The organism is Streptomyces sp. NPDC047000 (assembly GCF_040644295.1).
Taxonomy (GTDB): Bacteria; Actinomycetota; Actinomycetes; order Streptomycetales; family Streptomycetaceae; genus Streptomyces.
On record NZ_JBEYWE010000023.1, the window covers coordinates 12165 to 31330 of the forward strand.

The window sequence follows — 19166 nt, forward strand, 5'->3', positions numbered from 1 at the left end:
GGGGCAGGGAGCAGACACAGCAGTGACCGTTCAGCAGCCGGCGGGGCCGGACCCGTACTTCCCGGCCAACGGTGACGCCCGCTACCGGGTGCACCGCTACGAGCTCGCGGTGGACTACCGCCCCGGGCCGAACCGGCTGTCGGGCACGGCCCGGATCAACGCCATAGCGGGACGTTCCGCGCTGACCGAGTTCCAGCTGAACCTCGCCGACTTCCGGATCGGGCGGGTGCGGGTGGACGGCCGCCAGCCGCACTACACGCACCGCGGGGGCAGGCTGCGGGTCAGGCCGCCGAAGCCGGTGCGGGCGGGGGCGGCGTTCACGGTGGAGGTGCACTGGTCGGGCAATCCGGTGCCGGTGAGCAGTCCGTGGGGCGGGGTCGGCTGGGAGGAGCTGGAGGACGGGGCGCTGGTGGCGAGCCAGCCGGTGGGGGCACCGTCCTGGTACCCGTGCAACGACCGGCCGGCGGACAAGGCGTCGTACCAGATCTCGGTGACGACGCCGTCGGCGTACGCGGTGGTGGCGGGCGGGCGGCTGCTGACGCGGACGGCGAAGGCGTCCACGACGACGTGGGTGTACGAGCAGGCGGCGCCGACGTCGAGTTATCTGGTGGGTCTGGCGATCGGCAGGTACCAGACCGTCCTGCTCGGTGATCCCGGTCCCGGCGGGGTGCCGCAGCACGGTCACATCCCGGCGCATCTGCTGCCCCGTTTCTCGACGGACTTCGCACGCCAGCCGGCGATGATGGAACTGTTCCAGGAGCTGTTCGGGCCGTACCCGTTCGACGAGTACGCGGTCGTGGTGACCGACGAGGAGCTCGACGTCCCGGTCGAGGCGCAGGGGCTGTCGCTGTTCGGGGCCAACCATGTGGACGGGGCCCGGGGCTGGGAGCGGCTGGTGGCGCACGAGCTGGCGCACCAGTGGTTCGGCAACAGCGTGTCGATCGCGGACTGGCGGCACATCTGGCTGAACGAGGGGTTCGCGAAGTACGCGGAGTGGCTGTGGTCGGAGCGCTCCGGCGGGCGCAGCGCCCGGCAGCACGCGGCCGCCGCGCACCGTTCCCTGTCGTCCCTCCCCCAGGATCTGAGCCTGGCGGACCCGGGCCGCAAGTCGATGTTCGACGACCGTCTGTACGTGCGCGGGGGTCTGGCGCTGCACGCGGTCCGCTGTGCGCTGGGTGACGACGCCTTCTTCCGGATGCTCCAGGGCTGGGCCCGCTGGCACCGGGGCGGCACGGTGACGACGGCGGCCTTCGCGGCGCATGTCTCGCGTTACGCCGGGGAGCCCCTGGACGACCTGTTCGCGGCGTGGGTGCACGGCACCCGGCTGCCACCGCTGCCGGTGCCGGGGGACGTGACGGCGGAGTCGGCCTGAGACACACCGGCCGTGCGGGCGCGTGCCCGCGGGTGCGCTTCCGGCGGTCCGGCGGTCCGGCGGTCACGGCGGTCACGGCGGTCACGGCGGTCACGGCGGTCACGGCGGTCACGGCGGTCACGGCGGTCACGGCAGAATGGCCTCATGACCCGACGCGCCGCCTCCTCCTGTCCCTGTGGGCTCGCCCTGCCCTACGAGTCGTGCTGCGGGCGGTTCCACTCCGGGCAGGCCGCCGCTCCGACGGCCGAGGCGCTGATGCGGTCGCGGTACTGCGCGTTCGTCAAGGGGGACACCGGGTATCTGCTGCGGACCTGGCATCCGCGGACCCGGCCGGAGCGGCTGGAGCCGGACCCGGGGATGCGGTGGACGGGGCTCGAGGTGCTGGGGAGCAGCGGCGGGTCGGCCTTCCACACCACCGGGACCGTGGACTTCCGGGCGTCCTACCGGGGCGGTGTGCTGCGGGAGCGGAGCCGGTTCGAGCGGGTGGACGGGGCCTGGGTGTACGTGGACGGGGAGTTCCCGGAGTCCTGAGCGGCTTCCCGGTGCCTTCCCCGGCGGTCAGGGCGCCAGGATGTCCAGTTCCTGGAGCGCGCCCGCGGTGATCTCGCGGGTGAGTTCCTCGGCGCGGGCCGCGTCGCGGGCGCGCACGGCCTCGGCGAGCTGGACGTGGAGGGTGACGGCGGCCGGGTCGGGGTCCTCGAACATGACCTCGTGATGGGTGCGGCCCGCCAGGACCTCGGCGACGACGTCCCCGAGGCGGGCGAACATCTCGTTGCCCGAGGCGTTGAGGATGACCCGGTGGAAGGCCACGTCGTGGAACAGATAGCCCTCCAGCCGGTGGCCGCGTGAGTTGGCCACCATGCCCAGCGCGCACTCGGTGAGCTCGGCGCACTGTTCGGCGGTCGCGTTGCGGGCCGCGAGGGCCGCGGCCGCCGGTTCGATCGCCGAGCGCAGCACGGTCAGCGAGCGCAGTTGCCGGGGGCGGTCCCGGCCCGCCAGCCGCCAGCGGATGACCTGCGGGTCGTAGACGTTCCACTCGGCGGTGGGGCGGACGGTCACGCCCACGCGGCGGCGCGACTCGACCAGGTGCATCGATTCCAGGACGCGGACGGCCTCGCGCATCACCGAGCGGGACACCTCGAAGTGCTGGGCGAGTTCGTCGGTGCGCAGCACGCTGCCCGGCGGATAGTCACCCGCCGTGATCGCCGGGCCGAGGGTGTCGAGTACTCGGCCGTGCAGACCCCGGCCCGGTGTGGTCATGCACTCAGCGTACGGGGTGGATCACCGGTCGCGGGCACGGGCCGATCATCGGCAGAAAAAGTCAGACTTATTTGTCACAGACTCTTGATTCGTCGTACCTAATCGGTTTCAGTGTCGTGAACGCCGAGGAACGCCCCGCCGAAGGGCGGCACGCGTCGGCGAGGACAGCGAGGCAGCCATGAACACCCCCCATGTCGTCGTGGTCATGGGCGTCGCGGGCACCGGGAAGACCACCATCGGTCCCCTGCTCGCGGCCCGGCTCGGCGTTCCGTACGCCGAGGGCGACGACTTCCACCCGCAGGCCAACATCGACAGGATGACGGCCGGCGTCCCCCTCACCGACGACGACCGCCGGCCCTGGCTGGACGCGATCGGCGGCTGGGCGCACGGGCGGGCGGGACTCGGCGGGGTGGTGAGCTGCTCGGCGCTGAAGCGGTCGTACCGCGACCGGCTGCGCGCGGCGGCTCCCGGGCTCGTCTTCGTACATCTCACCGGCGACCGGCAGCTCGTCGAGGACCGGATGGCCCACCGGCGGGGCCACTTCATGCCGACGGCGCTGCTCGACTCCCAGTTCGCCACGCTCCAGTCGCTCCAGGCGGACGAGGCGGGGGTCCGCGTCGACGTCTCCGGCAGTCCCGAGGAGATCGCCGCACGCGCCGCGCGGGCGCTCGGTGAGCTTCCCGGACCGCCTCCCGGACCGGGCTCCGTCCCGGCCCCGTAACCCCCCGCGTCACCCGTATCACCCCTTTCGTCCCACCTCCCCTCCTCCCGCTCCTCATGACTGCAAGGGAACCCCCGTGACCAGACTCAGCGTCGAGTTGCTGGCAGCGGATCCGGTCGAGCCCATCACCTCGGCCGGTCATGCCCAGCTGGGCATCGCCGTGCTGGCGGGCATCGCCGTCATCGTGCTGCTCATCACCCGGTTCAAGCTCCACCCCTTTCTCGCGCTGACCATCGGGTCGCTGGCGCTCGGCGCCCTCGCGGGGGCACCGCTGGACAAGGTGATCACCGCGTTCACCACCGGCCTCGGCACCACGATCGCCGGCGTCGGCGTGCTGATCGCCCTCGGCACGATCCTCGGCAAGCTGCTCGCGGACTCCGGCGGCGCCGACGAGATCGTCGACACGGTCATCGCGAAGGCGGGCGGCCGGGCCATGCCGTGGGCCATGGTCCTGATCGCGTCGCTGATCGGGCTGCCGCTGTTCTTCGAGGTCGGCATCGTGCTGCTGGTCCCGGTGGTCCTGATGGTCGCCAAGCGCGGCAACTACTCCCTGATGCGCATCGGCATCCCGGCCCTCGCCGGTCTGTCCGTGATGCACGGCCTGGTGCCGCCGCACCCCGGCCCGCTGGTCGCCGTGGACGCGGTCAAGGCCGATCTGGGCGTCACCCTCGCCCTCGGCGTGCTCGTCGCGATCCCGACCGTGATCATCGCCGGGCCGCTGTTCTCGAAGCTCGCCGCGCGCTGGGTGGACGCGCCGGTGCCCGACCGGATGCTGCCGCCGCGCGCCTCCGACGAACTCGAGAACCGTCCGGGCTTCGGCGCCACGCTGGGCACCGTGCTGCTGCCGGTCGTCCTGATGCTGGCGAAGGCGCTGGTCGACCTGGTGATCGACGACCCCGCGAACACCACCCAGCGGATCTTCGACGTCATCGGCTCGCCGCTGATCGCGCTGCTCGCGGCCGTGCTCGTCGGCATGTTCACCCTCGGCCGCCCCGCCGGGCTCGGCAAGGAACAGCTCGCCCGGACCGTCGAGAAGGGTCTCGCGCCCATCGCGGGCATCATGCTGATCGTCGGCGCGGGCGGCGGCTTCAAGGAGACCCTGATCGAGTCCGGCGTCGGCCGGATGATCCTCGACATATCCAAGGACTGGTCGATACCGGCTCTGCTGCTGGCCTGGCTGATCGCGGTGGCGATCCGGCTGGCCACCGGCTCGGCGACCGTGGCGACCGTCTCCGCGGCGGGCCTGGTGGCCCCGCTCGCCGCGGACATGTCCACCACGCACACGGCTCTGCTGGTCCTCGCCATCGGCGCCGGCTCGCTCTTCCTCAGCCATGTCAACGACGCCGGGTTCTGGCTGGTGAAGGAGTACTTCGGACTCAGCGTCGGCGAGAACCTGAAGACCTGGTCGCTGATGGAGTGCGTGATCTCCGTGGTCGCCGGGGGCCTTGTGCTGCTGCTGTCCCTGGTGATCTAGGCGGTCTTCGGGAGAATCTGCCGCATGCGGACGGCGCGCGCCTCGTACGGGGCGCGCGCCGTCCGCGTGCCGGGGCGGTGTCCGTGGTCCTACGGCCGCCAGGCTCTACGGCCGCCACAGCGGATGTTCCCGCTTGGCCCACTCCCGGCTCACCCGCCCCGTGCGCAGTCCGCGCCGGGCCTCCGGGTCGGCCAGGGCCTTGCCGATGTGGCCGGCGAGCACGACGCCGACGGTGAGCGCGAGCCAGTCGTGCACGAAGGTCGCCGAGGTGCGCCACATCAGGGTGGTGAGGTGGGTGAACCACATCATCAGCCCGGTGCCGAGCATCACGAGGGTCGCCCCGGAGATCCAGGCGGCGTAGATCTTCTGCCCGGCGTTGAACTTGCCCGCCGGACGCGACGAGTGCCGCTTGTCGCGCTCCAGCACCGCGCGCAGCCACATCCGGTCGTGCGGACCGAAGCGGTTGAGGAGGCCCAGGTCGGCGCGGAACGCCCGGGAGGCCAGGCCCGCCAGCACGGGCACCGGCAGGGCGAGACCGGCGCACTCGTGGATCCGGGTCACCAGCTCGCGGCGGCCGACGAGCACGGCGAACTCGGGGATGTAGAGGGCCGCCGCCGTCGCCACGCACACGCCCATCAGCGCGGCCGTGGTCCGGTGCACCCACTTCTGGGTACGTCCGAAGCGGCGCAGGCGGGTGTCCGGGGGCGCCGGGGGCCGCGGGGTGGAGGGCATCGGGGAGTCAGCTCGTAGGGGCATCGCCACGTCCGTTCGAACGGCCGACCCAGGCGTCGACGTCGTAGCCGCGTTCCTCCCAGTAGCCGGGCCTCACCTCGTCGGTGACGGTGATGCCGGAGAGCCACTTGGCGGACTTGTAGAAGTACATGGGGGCGACGTAGAGGCGGACGGGGCCGCCGTGGTCGTGGCCGATGTCCTTGTCCTGCATGCGCAGCGCGACCAGGATGTCGGAGCGGCGGGCCTGGTCGAGGGTGAGGCTCTCGGTGTAGGCGCCGTCGAAGCAGGTGAAGCGGACCGCCTTCGCGGAGGGGCGCACCCCCGCCGCGTCCAGCAGCCGGGACAGGCGCACCCCTTCGAAGGGTGTGCCGGGGACCCGCCAGCCGGTGACGCACTGGACGTCCTTGACCAGCCTGGTCTGCGGCAGGGCGCGCAGGTCGGCCAGGGTGTAGGTGCCGGGCCTGTCGACCAGACCGCCGACGGTCAGGCGGTAGTCCGTGGCGCTCTTGTGCGGGACGGAGGCGGTGACGGAGTAGTAGCGGAAGCCGCCGCCGTTCGGGAGCAGTCCGGTGAGGCCCGTGGGGTCCTTGCCGGACACGGCGCCGAGGAAGCTCTCCAGGGCGCGTTGCAGGGCGGGCGCGGCGAGCACGCCGGCGGCGCCGAGTCCCAGGGTGCCGAGCAGGACACGGCGGCCGACGGGGCGGCCGGGCTCGGGGGGCGGTCCGGCGGGGCCCCCGGGGCCGGGTCCGGCGGGCGGCTCGGGCGGCTCGGGCGGTCCTGCGGGCGGCTCGGCGGGCGGGAGGCGCCGGTCCTCGGATCGTTCGGAGTTCACCTTTCCATTCGAGCACCCGCCGTCACGGACGGGCCAGGCATCCCGGGAAGCCGTCAGGGTTCCGTAAGCAGTTCTCACGGTGTTCTCAGAGTCACGGGGCGGTGCGGGGTGTCGACCGCGGCGGTCGCAGGACGGCGGCGCGCGCGGCGCGGAACGCGGGGTACGGGTCACGGTCGGGGTAGCACCACGGGTCGGGGGTGGCGTGCGGTCCGATGCGCCGGAAGAGGGTGGCCGCCTCGGCGTTCTGGCCCTCGCAGTAGGTGGCGTGGGCGAGGAAGTTGAGGTCGACGTGACGGCGCGGATGGTCGTCGTCGTCCCACTCCAGCCACCAGTCGAACGCGGCTTTCATGATCTGCCGGGCCCGTGACCCGGTCCAGTGCACGGAGGCGGCCGGGTCGGCGGGCTCAAAACCGGCGGCGGCCAGCACCCGGTAGCGCTCGGCGAGCGCGACGACCGGGAGCAGGGCCAGCGGGGAGTCGGCGGGGGCCGCGAGGGCGGCGCCCTCGGCGAAGTCGTACACCTCGTGGAGCGGCGCGGGGCCGTCCCCGGCGGCGTGCTCCGCGAGACGGGCGATCATGAGGTGGTGGGCGTGGTGGTGGTCGGCGTAGCGCTCGCGCACCTCGGTGAAGGCGCGGAGCACGTCCTTCTCGGCACCCAGGGCACGTTCCAGCATGAGCAGGCCCAGCCAGGGTGTGGGGTCGGCGGGCAGCAGCGCGGCCCCGTCGGCGCAGGCGGCGCGCGCGGCGTCGGGCGGCTCGTCCCCGCGCAGGGCGCGCCGTACCAGGGCGAGGGCGAGCAGGACGGACGCGTCGGGCGCGCCGGGTTCGGCGAGCAGCCACTCGCGGGCCCGGTCGGCGGCACGGGGTTCCTGTGCGAGGACGGTGATCCGGTGGCCCCGGGAGTCCCAGTCGTCGCGGGTGCGGGCGAGCAGGTTCCGGGCGACCTGCCAGCGCCCCTGGGTCAGCGCGGCACGGGCGGCGACGAGCTCGTCGTCACCGAGGGCGGCGTCGAAGGGCGAGCCGGGGGGCGCCGCGTCGGCGGGTGCCGGACCGTCGGGCGGCGCGTCGGAAGGCGGCGGCGCGTCCGCGCGTGATGCGTCCCCGGGGGGCGCGTCCGCGGAGGGCGTGCCGGGTGGCGCGTCGTCGAGTGGCGCGTCGTCGGTGGCTGTGGCCAGAGGCTCGGCCGCCGCTGCGCGGCCGTGGCCCGGCGGTCCCGCTGAAGGAGCTAACGGGGGCGGGGTTGAGGGCACCGCGGACTTCCTCACGCGACGCAGCCCGGTGCCTGTCCGGCGGTTCGTGCCGGGTACGCGGTCGCTCACCGCCGTCGACCGGCCCCGTCGGTTTCCCTCGACGTGACCCGCCGGACAGGCCCTGGTCGTCGGGTCGTGGTCAACTGATCACCCACAGCAAAACCTCAGCCAACACTTCGCGTCAAGGTCCGGTCAGGAGTTAAACGCGTCAACTCTCGTGACCGCCCCGGAATTTGCCACTCCATGGGCGGAGGCACGGCCCGCCGCCCGCGCCGCACCCGGGGCGGCCCGCAGGTCGCGGCCCCGTCCCGGGGCATGGCGGTGCGGGCCCCGGCGGCACACGACGGAGGCCGGGACGTGCCGCGGCCCCGGCCCCCAGGAGGGGCGGGCCCGGGCCGACCGCCCGGTTCCGGGTGCTTCCCCGGGTGTCCGGTGCCCCCGGACGCTAGAGTCGGCCACTACGACCCGTGGCCCGACGGATGATCGAGGTACGCAGCGTGTCGGTTCTGGTTCTGGTTCTCGCGGTGAGTGCGGCCTGCTGTCTGGGCTTCGGATTCGTGCTCCAGCAGGACGCGGCCCGGCGGGCACCGCTCAGCGACTTCCTCTCCCCCCGGCTGCTGCTCGACCTGATGCACGTACCGCGCTGGCTCGGGGGCATCGGACTGATGGTGGCCGGCATGGTGCTCGGCGCCGTCGCCCTGGGCCGGGGACAGATCTCGCTGGTGGAGCCGCTGCTCGCCACCAATCTGCTGTTCGCCCTCACGCTGTCGCGCCGACAGAGCAGGCAGCCCCTGGGCCACCAGGGGTGGGCGGGCCTCGTCCTGCTCGCGGGCGGGGTGTCCGCGTTCATCGTGGCCGGGCAGCCGAGCGGCGGGATCGCGGTCAGCAGTCCGCTGCGGCACTGGCTGATCATCGGCGTCATGATCGGCATCGCGCTGCTGCTCACGGCGCTGGCGAAACGGTGGCGGCTGAGTGTCGCGGACCCGGTGCTGCTCGCGGTGGCGGCCGGGCTGCTGTACGGCGTTCAGGACGCGCTGACCCGGGTCAGCGGGCAGCGGTTCTCGGCGGGCGGCTTCGCCGAACTGTTCACCGGCTGGCAGCCCTACGGCGTGCTCGTGCTCGGCGTCACCGGACTGGTCCTGGTGCAGAGCGCGTTCGAGACGGCGCCGCTGCGGATGTCGCTGCCCGCGCTGACCGCGGCCCAGCCGCTGGCCGGGATCGCCTGCGGGGTCGGTTTCCTCGGCGACCGGCTGCACACCGACACCGGCGCCCTGGCCTGGGAGGCGGCGGGCCTGGCGGCGATCGTCGCGGGCATCGTCCTGCTCGGCCTCCACCCGGCGATGCCGCGCGGCACGGCCCCCTCACGGGCGGAACGCGACCTTCAGCCCCACTAGTGCCACGGCAGGCAACGTCCGCCCCGCCACGGCGTTCCGGCGTTCATGAGGTCCGGCCTGCTTGGATGGGGCTCATGAGTGCTGCTGACGAGATCCTCGACATCGTCGACGAGAACGACCGGGTCACCGGGCAGTCCCCGCGCGGCGAGGCGTACGCGCGCGGTCTGCGGCACCGGTGCGCCTTCGTCCTGGCGCGGGATGCCGAGGGGCGGATCTTCGTCCACCGCCGCACCCCGACGAAGCTGGTCTTCCCGTCGTACTACGACATGTTCGTCGGCGGGGTCGTGGGCGCGGGCGAGTCCTACGACGACGCCGCCCTGCGCGAGGCGGAGGAGGAGCTCGGGGTGAGCGGGCTGCCCCGGCCCGGGTTCCTGTTCAAGTTCCTCTACGACGGCGGTGCGGGGCGCAGCTGGTGGTCCGCGGTGTACGAGGTGCGCTGCGAGCTGCCGGTCAGTCCGCAGGAGGAGGAGATCGCCTGGCACGCCTTCCTGACGCCGGACGAGCTGGCGCGGCGGCTGCCGGAGTGGGAGTGGACGCCGGACGGGCTGGCGGCGTACGAGCGGCTGCACGCGTACCGCGCGGCGCGCTGACGGCGGCGGGTGAGCCCGGCCCCCGGCGGCCCGCCCGCCCCGGATCGGCACTCCGTTCCACGGACGGGCCCCGGAGGGAACGCGGGTGAACGCGGCCGGGTGAGGCCGGTGGGCGTCCCGGTAGGGTCCTGGGCGTGATCGAGTTCGTGAAGAACGCCCGGCTGTGGTTCGCGCCCGAGGAGGTACGGCAGGAGGGCACGACCCCGGACTACCGTTTCTCGCTCGCCAACGAACGCACCTTCCTGGCCTGGCTGCGGACCGCGCTGGCCCTGATCGGCGGCGGTTTCGCGGTCGACCAGTTCCTGCCGCACCTGCCGCGCCCCTGGCGGGTGGGGCTCGCCCTCGCGCTGCTCGCGGCCGGGGTGCTGTGCTCGCTGCGCGCCGTCGACCACTGGGTGCGCTGCGAGCGCGCGATGCGGCGGGGCGAGGATCTTCCCGCGTCGCGGTTCCCGGCGCTGCTGAGCGTGGTGGTCGCGGTGGTCGCGGTCGCGATGGTCGCCGTGGTGCTCCTCGGGCGGGTCGGATGAGCGGCGGGGCGGCCGGCGGGCGTGATCCCGGGCTCCAGCCGGAGCGGACGCGCCTCGCGTGGCGCCGTACGACGCTGTCGGGGACCGTGGCGGCGGTGCTCGCCGTGCGGACGGCGCTGCGCACCGGGACGGTCACCGGGTTCGTGGTGTGCGCCGTGTGCTGTGCGCTGTGGCTGGTCTTCCTGCGGCTCGCCCAGCGGCGTATCCACACCCTGTCGGCCGCGGACCGCCGCCCGCCGGCCGCGCTGGCGCCCCGGCACGCCGCGGCGGCGGTGCTGTGCACGGCGGCGATGGCGGTCGGCGCGGCGGTGCTGGTGCTCTAGAGCCTGTCCGGCGGACCAGGCCGGAGGAAACGGGCGGTACGGTGCTCATCGGCCCGGGTGGGCGGGGGCCGGTGCGTGCGGCTGCAAGGCGGAGGAGGGAGCCGACGCGACGGGGGTTCCTCCCGCGTCTCCGGATCGGGCGGCTCCCCCGGCGTGTCCCCGGTCACGTTCGCACCGCGCACTGGACGACATACCGACCGGTCGGCATCATGAGTCCCGTCCTGTTCACTCGTCCGTAGGAGCGACGTATGAGCCCCGACCACCCGCCCGGTCTCGACCTCGACCGGCTGCACGGCCTGTTCGAGCGCGAGCGGCCCGGTCTGGTGCGCGGTCCCCTCACCGGCCGGCTGATCGAGGGCGGCCGGTCGAACCTGACGTACGCCGTCTCGGACGGCACCGCGCGCTGGGTCGTGCGGCGGCCCCCGCTCGGCCATGTCCTGGCCACCGCGCACGACATGCGGCGCGAGCACCGGGTGATCAGCGCGCTGCACCCGACCGAGGTCCCGGTGCCGCGGCCGGTGCTGCTGTGCGAGGACGAGGAGGTGCTCGGGGCTCCGTTCTACGTGATGGAGTTCGTCGAGGGCACCCCGTACCGCACCGCGGACCAGCTGGCCCCGCTCGGCGCCCAGCGCACCCGGGAGGCCGTGCTGTCGCTGGTGGACACGCTCACCGGGCTGCACGCGGTGGACCCCGCCGAGGTGGGCCTCGCGGACTTCGGCCGCCCGGAGGGCTTCCTGGACCGCCAGCTGCGCCGCTGGGGCAAGCAGCTGGACGCCTCCCGCAACCGCGAGCTGGCCGGTGTCGACGAGCTGCACGCGGCGCTCGGCCGGCACCTGCCCGTGTCCCCCGCGCCGACCATCGTGCACGGCGACTACCGCCTCGACAACGTCCTCATCGGCGGCGACGACCGGATCAACGCCGTCCTCGACTGGGAGATGTCGACGCTCGGCGACCCGCTGACCGACCTGGGCCTGCTGGTCATGTACAGCACGCCGCTCGGCATGCCCGACTCCCCCGTCTCCACGACCGCCCAGGCCGCCGGGCATCCGACGCCGGCCGAACTGGTCGAGCGGTACGCGGCCCGCTCCGGGCGGGACGTCACGGCCGTCTCCTGGTACACGGCGTTCGCCTGGTTCAAGCTCGCCGTGATCCTCGAGGGCATCCACTACCGCTACACGCTGGGCCAGACCGTCGGGCGCGGCTTCGACCGCATCGGCGACCTGGTCCCCGTCTTCATCGAGCACGGTCTGACCACCCTTCAGGAAGGCTGACTGGACATGGACTTCGCGTTCGACGCGCGCACCGAGGAGCTGCGCGCCCGGCTGCTCGCCTTCATGGACGAGTACGTGTATCCCGCCGAGGCGGTCGTGGGGGAGCAGCGCGCCCGGCTGGCCTCGCCGTGGGAGACGCCGCCGGTGGTGGAGGAGCTGAAGGCGGAGGCACGCAGGCAGGGGCTGTGGAACCTGTTCCTGCCGGACGCCGCATACGGTGCCGGGCTCACCAACCTGCAGTACGCGCCGCTGGCCGAGATCATGGGCCGCTCCCCGCAGCTGGCGCCGAACGTGACGAACTGCTCGGCGCCGGACACCGGGAACATGGAGGTGCTGGCGCAGTTCGGCGACGAGCAGCAGAAGAAGCAGTGGCTGGAGCCGCTGCTGGCGGGTGAGATCCGCTCGGCGTTCGCGATGACCGAGCCGGAGGTGGCCTCCTCGGACGCCACCAACATCACCACGCTGATCGAGCGGGACGGCGACGAGTATGTCATCACGGGCCGCAAGTGGTACATCTCCGGGGCGATGGACCCGCACTGCAAGATCTTCATCGTGATGGGCAAGACGGACCCGGACGGTCCGGACATCCGCCGCCAGCAGTCGATGGTGCTGGTGCCGCGCGACACGCCGGGTGTGACGGTCACACGCGCGATGCAGGTGTTCGGCTACGAGGACCACTACCACGGCGGACACGCCGAGGTCGTCTTCGACCACGCGCGCGTGCCGGTGGCGAACCTGATCGGCGAGGAGGGCGGCGGTTTCGCCATCGCGCAGGCCCGCCTCGGTCCGGGCCGGATCCACCACTGCATGCGGCTGATCGGCATGGCCGAGCGGGGCATCGAGCTGATGTGCCGCCGGGCGGTGGGCCGTCAGGCGTTCGGGAAGGCGCTGGCCCAGCAGGGCGTGGTGCACAACTGGATCGCGGACGCCCGGGTGACCGTGGAGCAGCTGCGGCTGCTGGTGCTGAAGACGGCCTGGCTGATGGACACCGCGGGCAACCGGGGTGCCCACACGGAGATCCAGGCCATCAAGATCGCCACGCCGCGTGCGGTGGTCGGCATCCTGGACCGGGCGATCCAGCTGCACGGAGCGGGCGGCGTCAGCCAGGACTTCCCGGTGGCGGAGCTGTACGCGGCGGCGCGGACGCTGATGATCGCGGACGGGCCGGACGAGGTGCATCAGCGGTCGCTGGCCCGGCGGGAGATCAAGAAGTACCTCTGAGCACGGCACAGCACGGGTGAGGGGCGGCCACCTCGGTGGTCGCCCCTCACGCACGTCCATACGTCCGCATGCCCGCATGCCCGCATGCCCGCACGCCCGTCGCGGCGGGGCGGGCGGGGCGCACCCCAGGCCGTTCCCCGGGCGGGGGCCCGGAGGGCGCGCTCCTGCCCGGCGGTGCCGGGCCGCGCTCGGGGGCACGGGGGCAAGGGGGCGGTGGGACGGGATGTGTCACGGACGCGTGCTTCGCCCCCCCCGGCACCCGCCTGCCCCCGGTCCGCTTTCTCGGTCTCGGGGGTGCGGGACCGGGCCGGTGTGCGGCCGCGCCGCGCGGGTGCGAACACTCCCGCCGGTCCGGAGCCGGTCGACGAAACCGTCCGCGCGCGGACGCTACGGGCGCAGCGCTCTCAGCAGCAGGTCCGCGAGGTGGTCGGCGACCTCCCGCGCGTCCATCGTGCCGTCCGGCCGGTACCAGGTGGACAGGTGGTGGACGGATCCGAAGTGGTAGTCCACCACCAGGTCGGCGGGGGTGGCCGTGGAGAACACGCCGGTCTCCTGGCCCTCCTCGACGAGGGCGCGGAAGCGTTCGTGGTAGCGGCGGCGTTCGGCGCGTACCTGTTTGTTCTTCTCCGGGCCGAGGTGGTGCATCGAGCGGAAGAAGATCATCGCGTCGTCGAGGTTCTCGATGGTCGTGACGACGACGTCGGCCGCGGCGGCGCGCAGCCGTTCCTCGACGGGTTCGTCGGCGTCGGCGAACGCGTCGAGGCGTTCCTGCTGGACGCGCAGCACGCGGGCGTAGACCTCGTGGAGGAGGTCGTCCTTGGAGCCGAAGTAGTGGTAGAGCGCCCCTTTGGTGACGCCGGCCGCCTCGACGATCTCCTGCACGGAGGTGCGGTCGTAGCCCTGTTCGGCGAAGAGCCGGGTGGCCGCCGCGAGCAGCCGCTGCGGGACGGGGGTACCGTCGCCGCTCGTCGTCCTGGGCACTGCCGCCACCTGCCTTCCTCGCCGCCGGTGCCGTACCGGGCGTCGTGGGTCGTTTTCGCGCCACGGGAACGCGATCGCGCCATAGGATCATCCCACTTACCGGGGGGACGTCCGTCCTGTGGTCAGCGGGACCGCTCCCAGGTGCGCTGGATGTGGTTCATCCCGGCCAGCCAGCGCTCGTTCTCGCCCGCTCTGGCGCGGTAGTAGTCCGCGACCTCGTCGTGCGGCAGGATCAGGAAGCGGTCCTCCGCCATGCCCTTGAACAGGGCCTCGGCCACGTCCTCGGGTTCGATGGCGGTCGGCTTGAGCACGAGGTCGCCCGCGCTGCCGGTGGCGTCGAGCATGTCGGTGCGCACGCCCTGGGGGCAGATCGCGTGGACCTTGAGGCCGCGGTGGCGGTAGGTCAGGGACAGCCACTCGGCGAAGGCCAGGGCGCCGTGCTTGGTGACGCTGTAGGAGGGGGCGCCGATCATGGTGAGCAGTCCGGCCGCGGAGACGGTGGAGACGAAGCGGCCCGCGCCGCGTTCCAGCCAGTCCGGGAGGAGCGCGTGGGCGGCCCGGACATGGGCCATGACGTTGACGTCCCAGGTCAGCGCCCAGCCCTTCTCGTCGAGGGGGCCCGCGAGGTCCCCGTCCTCGAAGGCGACGCCCGCGTTGGCGCAGTAGATGTCGACGGTGCCGCCGAGCGCTTCGCGGGCCTCGGGGACGACGGTCGAGGCGTCGCCGGGCACGGCGGTGGCGCCGATCTCGGCGGCCACGGCCTTCGCCCGCCCGGCGTCCAGGTCGTTGACGACGACGCGGGCGCCCTCGGCGGCGAACCGGCGGGCCAGGGCGGCGCCGATACCGCCTCCCGCCCCGGTGACGACGACTCCCGCACCCTGTACGGCTTCCACCATCGGTCTCCTTCGACACGGCCGCGGCCTGGTTCCGCCGACAGACTAACCGGTCGGTATGTAGCAGTGGAAGGGGCGGACGCGACGCGGCCGGAACGGTTCCTCCGGGACCCCGGCGGGGGCCGCTAGCGTGCGGGGCCGGGGGGACGCCGCGCATCCGGAGGTCCACGTGAGTCTGTCCAGACGAGGTCTGTTCCACGCCACCGGCACGGCGGCCGTCACCGCCGTCACCGCGGCCTCCTCCCCCGCCGCGGCGGCACCGGCAAAGGCACCGGCACCGGACGGCCCGCACGGCGGGCTGCGCACCGGTTTCGAGCGGCTCGCCGCCGGCGGGTACGCCCCGCTCGCCGGGCAGCGGGTCGGCGTCGTCACCAATCCGACCGGTGTCACCCGGGACGTGCGGCACATCGTCGACGTCATGCACGCCGACGACCGGGTCCGCCTCACCGCCGTCTTCGGCCCCGAGCACGGCTTCCGGGGCACCGCGCAGGCGGGCGGCTCCGAAGGCCGCCACGACGACCCGGCGACCGGACTGCCCGTCTATGACACCTACGTGAAGAGCGGTCAGCCCCTCGCCGACACCTTCACCGCCTCCGGCGTGGACACGGTCGTCTTCGACATCCAGGACGTGGGGGCGCGGTTCTACACGTACATCTGGACGCTCTACGACTGCCTGGAGGCCGCCGCGCTGGCCGGGAAGCGGTTCGTGGTGCTGGACCGGCCGAACCCGGTCACCGGACGCGCCGCCCTCGGCCCGGTGCTGCACCGGGAGTTCGCCACGTTCGTCGGACGGCAGCCGATCGCGCAGGCGCACGGCATGACGGTCGCCGAGCTGGCGCGGCTGTTCGACCGGGAGTTCCTGGGCGGGCGGGCCGCGCCGGAGACGGTGGCGATGACGGGCTGGCGGCGGTCCCGGTTCTACGACGCCTGGGGGCTGCCGTGGGTGCCGCCGAGCCCGAACATGCCGACGCCGGACACCGCGCTGGTGTACGCGGGGACGTGTCTGCTGGAGGGGACGAACCTGTCGGAGGGACGCGGCACGACCCGGCCGTTCGAGCTCCTCGGCGCGGACGGCGTCGACGGACGCTGGGCCCGCGCGCTGGAGCGGCTCGGACTGCCCGGGGCGCACTTCAGGGAGGCGTACTTCACCCCGGCGTTCTCGAAGTTCCAGGGCACGACCGTCGGGGGCGTGCAGCTCCATGTGCACGACCGGGACGCGTTCGACCCGGTGCGCACCGGTGTCGCCCTGCTGGTCACCGCCCGGCAGGTGTGGAGCGGCTTCGGCTGGCGGCCGGACCGGTGGATCGACAGGCTCACCGGGTCCGCGCAGGTGCGCACGCTCATCGACGCGGGCGCCGGGACGGACGAGGTCGTCGCGGCGTGGCAGGAGGAGCTGGCGGCGTTCCGGAGGGTTCGCGAGAGGTACCTCATGTACCGCTGAGACCGCACGCCCCGAGGGGCGGCGGGACCCGTGGCGCGGATCCCGCCGCCCGGTACGTCACCGGCGGCTCAACGCCGGCTCACCGTCGGCTCACCGGTGCGAGGTGTACTCCACGACCTGCTGGAAGGTCGGCCGGTTCTGCCAGCTGATCTTGCCGTGCTTGATGCCGCCCAGGGTGCGCTGGACGATCGAGTCGGCGCACCACTGGTCGCCCGCCGAGCACTGGTCGTCACCGGGGTAGACCTGGGAGGCGGTCAGGCCGGCGGCGGTCTTGAGGGTGCTGATGAGGATGTCGCGGCAGGCGCTGAGGCTGCCGCCGCCGCAGTACGTCCGTGCCAGCGGCCCGGAGACGGGGTCGCCGAGCACCGTGCGGATGTCCTTGTCGACATAGCTCCACCAGCCGTACTGGAAGGAGCTGCCGGCGTGCGAGCCGGTCGGGCCGTGGCCGGCCGACGGGGCCTCGTCGATGGGGAGGTCGTTGCCGAACGCGGTGTAGAGGCCGGTGCCGAGACCGGGTTCGAACTCGGCCTTCACCAGCAGCGGCCACCAGGCGTCGAGGATGCGGATCGCGTCCGCGTTGGCGTACGTCTTCGAGCCGGCCGACGTCTCGGTGCGCTTGCCGCCCGCGGTCAGCCAGGTCTGGAGCTTGGTGACGGCCGCCGCGGCGGTGGAGTCGGTGACGGCCGAACTGTTGACGACGCGCAGCAGCTTCGGCAGCACGTCCTCGGCGCGCAGGTCCTCGAGCGACGCGTCCGCCATCGCCTTCACCAGCGCCGAGCGGGTCACGCCGCCCGCCGCGACGAGCTTCTTCACCCGGTCCTCGAGCAGGTTGCCGCGGTGCACCGAGCCCTCGCCCCAGGGCGCCGCGCTGTAGTCCTTGGCCTGTTTGTTGTTCCAGGAGATGTAGTAGTCCTGGTCGGTGGAGTGGGGGTGCGCCGAAGCGGGCGTGTAGGAGGCGGTGTTGGTGGCCGGGTCCCAGTTCTGCCACTCGTAGGCGGCCTGGCCCCAGACCGGGAACTCGGGGTCGACGCCGCTCGCCCGTACCGGGTTGTCGCCGCTGTTGTAGTACGCGGTGTGCTGGGAGTCGGCGTAGAACCAGTTGAACGTGAAGTTGATGTGCTGGGCGGCGTTCTGGAAGTCCTGCGGGCCCTTGACGTAGTCGGGGTCGTTGAGCATCTGGAAGCCGATGATCGAGTCGGCCTCGTGCAGGTAGGAGGAGCGCAGGGTGGTGTAGGCGACCTTCTTGCCGCCGACGGTGGCGCGGTACTCCACGGGACCGTACTTGGTCCGCCACACCCGCATGGTGTACGAGCCGGCCGCGGTGGAGTCGGCGGTGGTCGGCTTCCAGGAGTTGGCCTGCTCGAGCTTCTCCATGGCGGTGCAGGTGCCGTGGAAGAGGTAGTGGTAGTCGTCCTGGCACAGTTCGACGGCGTAGGAGTCGATGATGTCCTGGCCGGAGGTGGTGGCGCTCCACGAGTAGTCCTGGCCGCGGCCGAGTTCGACGTACATGCTCAGGCCCGCGAAGGAGGCGCCGCGGGCGCTGATGCCGGGGCCCTGGATCTCCTGGAGCATGAGGAGCTGGGGGGCGAAGTAGCCGGTCTGCGGTCCGAAGACGGCGACGGGGTGGCCGCTCGCGGTGTACTTGCCGCTCACCACGAGCGCGTTGGACATACCGCGCTTGGCCGAGGTGAGGGTGGTCGCGGCGGCGGTGGCGGAGGTGCTCGTCGCGGCGGCGGTGGCCGCGCTGCCGGTGCGGTCGTAGACCAGCGGTTCCTGGGTCACCGAGCCGGCGTCCGGCAGGGCCTCGCCCTGGGGGCTCGCGGGGGCGGTGGCGTAGGGGAAGCTCTCGCCGTTGTGGACGGTGAGGACGGCCTCGGGGTCGTTGCGTTCGCGGAAGGACTCCCAGACCTTGGTGCCCTCGGTGACGCCGTACTGGGCCTGTGCGGCCAGCAGGGACATCGCGTTGTTCACCTCGCCGCCCCCGCCGGAGCCGAACAGCGAGCCGATCACGGAGGCCAGCGCGACCAGGTCGGTGACCTTGAAGTGGTCGATGGTGCCGGCGTTGGTGATGGAGTCCTTGTGGCCGGTCAGGACGTACTCGCCGGGGAAGTAGCGGCCGCTGTCGGAGGCGTCGATGTACGCGTTGATCCCGGCGAGATAGGCGTTGACGTCGGCGAGGGCCTGCTGGCCGCGGGCACCGTTGGAGGCGACGGCGTTGTCTATCTGGGCCTGCAGGTCGGCCTCGGTGTAGGGCGCGTTGCGGTAGAACTCCTGCTCCAGGCCCTGGTTGCTGGCGGCGCCGCCCGCGAAGGTGGTGAGCTGTCCCCGTCCCACGTGCCGGAAGACGTCCATCAGCCACAGCCGGTCCTCGGCCGCCGCGTAGCCCGCGCCGTACTCGGTGCCGTAGCGGGTGGTGCCGGTGATGTGCGGCACACCGGTCTTCTTGTCGCGGACGATCGTCACGTCGGTGCGCCCGCCGGGGCTCTCCGTGGAGGCGACCTGCGCCGAGGCCACCCCGAACGACGCGTCGTTGAAGAAGTTGTTGATCTTCGCGTCGGTGAGCGTCGAGTAGCCGGTGGCGAGGTTGGCGTAAGGGCCGAGCTGGTCCTCGGCGTGGTCGGGCTGGGTGCCGAAGGCCTGGTTGAGGATGATCTGGGCCAGGGTGGCGTTGCCGTTCTCACCCGGCGGCAGGATGTCGGAACACTGGCCGCCGCAGTAGTCGTTCGAGGTGGCCGCCTGGGCCGCCGGGGCGGCGGCCATCTGGGTCACCGGCGCGAGCAGTCCGGCGATCAGGACACAGACGGACGCCGACTTCAGGAACCCCGCGAGCCTGCCGGGAGTTCTCAGTCTGTCAAGAGTGCTACGTGGGGTGCGCCGTGACATGG

Annotated in this window: 18 protein-coding genes; 11 read left to right on the forward strand and 7 right to left on the reverse strand. The window is 72.8% G+C overall.

The window, feature by feature from the left end:
- Window positions 1-22 precede the first annotated feature (22 nt).
- Together ABZ862_RS28775 and ABZ862_RS28780 are read left to right on the forward strand one after the other, a co-directional pair.
- Window positions 23-1372 carry a M1 family metallopeptidase gene (locus tag ABZ862_RS28775; RefSeq protein WP_360964012.1) on the forward strand — a complete coding sequence of 450 codons (1350 nt, stop codon included), beginning with the start codon at window positions 23-25 and terminating at the stop codon, window positions 1370-1372.
- Between the two features lie 144 nt (window positions 1373-1516).
- Entirely contained in the window at window positions 1517-1903 is a 387-nt protein-coding gene (locus ABZ862_RS28780) for a YchJ family protein (protein ID WP_360964015.1), read from the forward strand.
- Window positions 1904-1930: 27 nt separating this feature from the next.
- Here ABZ862_RS28780 and ABZ862_RS28785 read toward each other — a convergent pair whose 3' ends face one another.
- On the reverse strand, window positions 1931-2632 hold the full coding sequence (locus tag ABZ862_RS28785) for an FCD domain-containing protein (RefSeq protein WP_360964018.1): 702 nt from the start codon (window positions 2630-2632) through the stop codon (window positions 1931-1933).
- A 178-nt stretch (window positions 2633-2810) separates the two neighbouring features.
- Here ABZ862_RS28785 and ABZ862_RS28790 point away from each other — a divergent pair, with 178 nt between their 5' ends.
- The gene (locus tag ABZ862_RS28790) at window positions 2811-3353 is read left to right on the forward strand and encodes a gluconokinase (RefSeq protein WP_360964021.1); all 543 of its coding nucleotides are present in this window, start codon (window positions 2811-2813) and stop codon (window positions 3351-3353) included.
- Between the two features lie 76 nt (window positions 3354-3429).
- Window positions 3430-4827, forward strand: coding sequence for a gluconate:H+ symporter (locus ABZ862_RS28795; protein ID WP_360964024.1), 1398 nt, complete (start codon window positions 3430-3432; stop codon window positions 4825-4827).
- Between the two features lie 105 nt (window positions 4828-4932).
- Here the strand turns inward: ABZ862_RS28795 and ABZ862_RS28800 are convergent, their stop codons facing one another.
- The 3 genes from ABZ862_RS28800 to ABZ862_RS28810 form a co-directional block, all read right to left on the reverse strand.
- The gene (locus ABZ862_RS28800) at window positions 4933-5583 is read right to left on the reverse strand and encodes a cytochrome b/b6 domain-containing protein (protein WP_360964026.1); all 651 of its coding nucleotides are present in this window, start codon (window positions 5581-5583) and stop codon (window positions 4933-4935) included.
- Entirely contained in the window at window positions 5567-6241 is a 675-nt protein-coding gene (locus ABZ862_RS28805; protein ID WP_360964256.1) for a molybdopterin-dependent oxidoreductase, read from the reverse strand. Before ABZ862_RS28805 ends, ABZ862_RS28800 begins: the two co-directional genes overlap by 17 nt.
- A 241-nt stretch (window positions 6242-6482) precedes the next feature.
- Window positions 6483-7640, reverse strand: a complete 1158-nt coding sequence (locus ABZ862_RS28810) for a hypothetical protein (RefSeq protein ID WP_360964029.1) — start codon at window positions 7638-7640, stop codon at window positions 6483-6485.
- 497 nt (window positions 7641-8137) lie between these two features.
- On the opposite strand from ABZ862_RS28810, the gene ABZ862_RS28815 reads away from it, so the two are divergent.
- From ABZ862_RS28815 to ABZ862_RS28840, 6 genes are all read left to right on the forward strand, one after another.
- On the forward strand, window positions 8138-9034 hold the full coding sequence (locus ABZ862_RS28815; protein WP_360964032.1) for a DMT family transporter: 897 nt from the start codon (window positions 8138-8140) through the stop codon (window positions 9032-9034).
- 74 nt (window positions 9035-9108) lie between these two features.
- Entirely contained in the window at window positions 9109-9624 is a 516-nt protein-coding gene (locus ABZ862_RS28820; protein WP_360964035.1) for an NUDIX domain-containing protein, read from the forward strand.
- A gap of 134 nt (window positions 9625-9758) precedes the next feature.
- Entirely contained in the window at window positions 9759-10151 is a 393-nt protein-coding gene (locus tag ABZ862_RS28825; protein WP_360964037.1) for a DUF202 domain-containing protein, read from the forward strand.
- The gene (locus ABZ862_RS28830) at window positions 10148-10474 is read left to right on the forward strand and encodes a DUF202 domain-containing protein (protein ID WP_360964040.1); all 327 of its coding nucleotides are present in this window, start codon (window positions 10148-10150) and stop codon (window positions 10472-10474) included. Before ABZ862_RS28825 ends, ABZ862_RS28830 begins: the two co-directional genes overlap by 4 nt.
- 248 nt (window positions 10475-10722) lie before the next feature.
- A complete protein-coding gene (locus ABZ862_RS28835) occupies window positions 10723-11745 on the forward strand; it encodes a phosphotransferase family protein (protein ID WP_360964043.1) in 1023 nt (340 codons plus the stop codon).
- Window positions 11746-11751: 6 nt separating this feature from the next.
- Window positions 11752-12966 carry an acyl-CoA dehydrogenase family protein gene (locus tag ABZ862_RS28840; protein WP_360964046.1) on the forward strand — a complete coding sequence of 405 codons (1215 nt, stop codon included), beginning with the start codon at window positions 11752-11754 and terminating at the stop codon, window positions 12964-12966.
- A gap of 387 nt (window positions 12967-13353) precedes the next feature.
- Here ABZ862_RS28840 and ABZ862_RS28845 read toward each other — a convergent pair whose 3' ends face one another.
- Together ABZ862_RS28845 and ABZ862_RS28850 are read right to left on the reverse strand one after the other, a co-directional pair.
- Window positions 13354-13947 carry a TetR/AcrR family transcriptional regulator gene (locus ABZ862_RS28845; RefSeq protein WP_360964259.1) on the reverse strand — a complete coding sequence of 198 codons (594 nt, stop codon included), beginning with the start codon at window positions 13945-13947 and terminating at the stop codon, window positions 13354-13356.
- Between the two features lie 122 nt (window positions 13948-14069).
- Window positions 14070-14843 (reverse strand): SDR family oxidoreductase, encoded by a 774-nt coding sequence (locus tag ABZ862_RS28850; protein ID WP_360964049.1) that lies wholly within the window; start codon window positions 14841-14843, stop codon window positions 14070-14072.
- A gap of 166 nt (window positions 14844-15009) precedes the next feature.
- On the opposite strand from ABZ862_RS28850, the gene ABZ862_RS28855 reads away from it, so the two are divergent.
- Window positions 15010-16281, forward strand: a complete 1272-nt coding sequence (locus ABZ862_RS28855) for a DUF1343 domain-containing protein (protein WP_360964052.1) — start codon at window positions 15010-15012, stop codon at window positions 16279-16281.
- Between the two features lie 90 nt (window positions 16282-16371).
- Here ABZ862_RS28855 and ABZ862_RS28860 read toward each other — a convergent pair whose 3' ends face one another.
- Window positions 16372-19164, reverse strand: coding sequence for a penicillin acylase family protein (locus ABZ862_RS28860; RefSeq protein WP_360964055.1), 2793 nt, complete (start codon window positions 19162-19164; stop codon window positions 16372-16374).
- Window positions 19165-19166 lie beyond the last annotated feature (2 nt).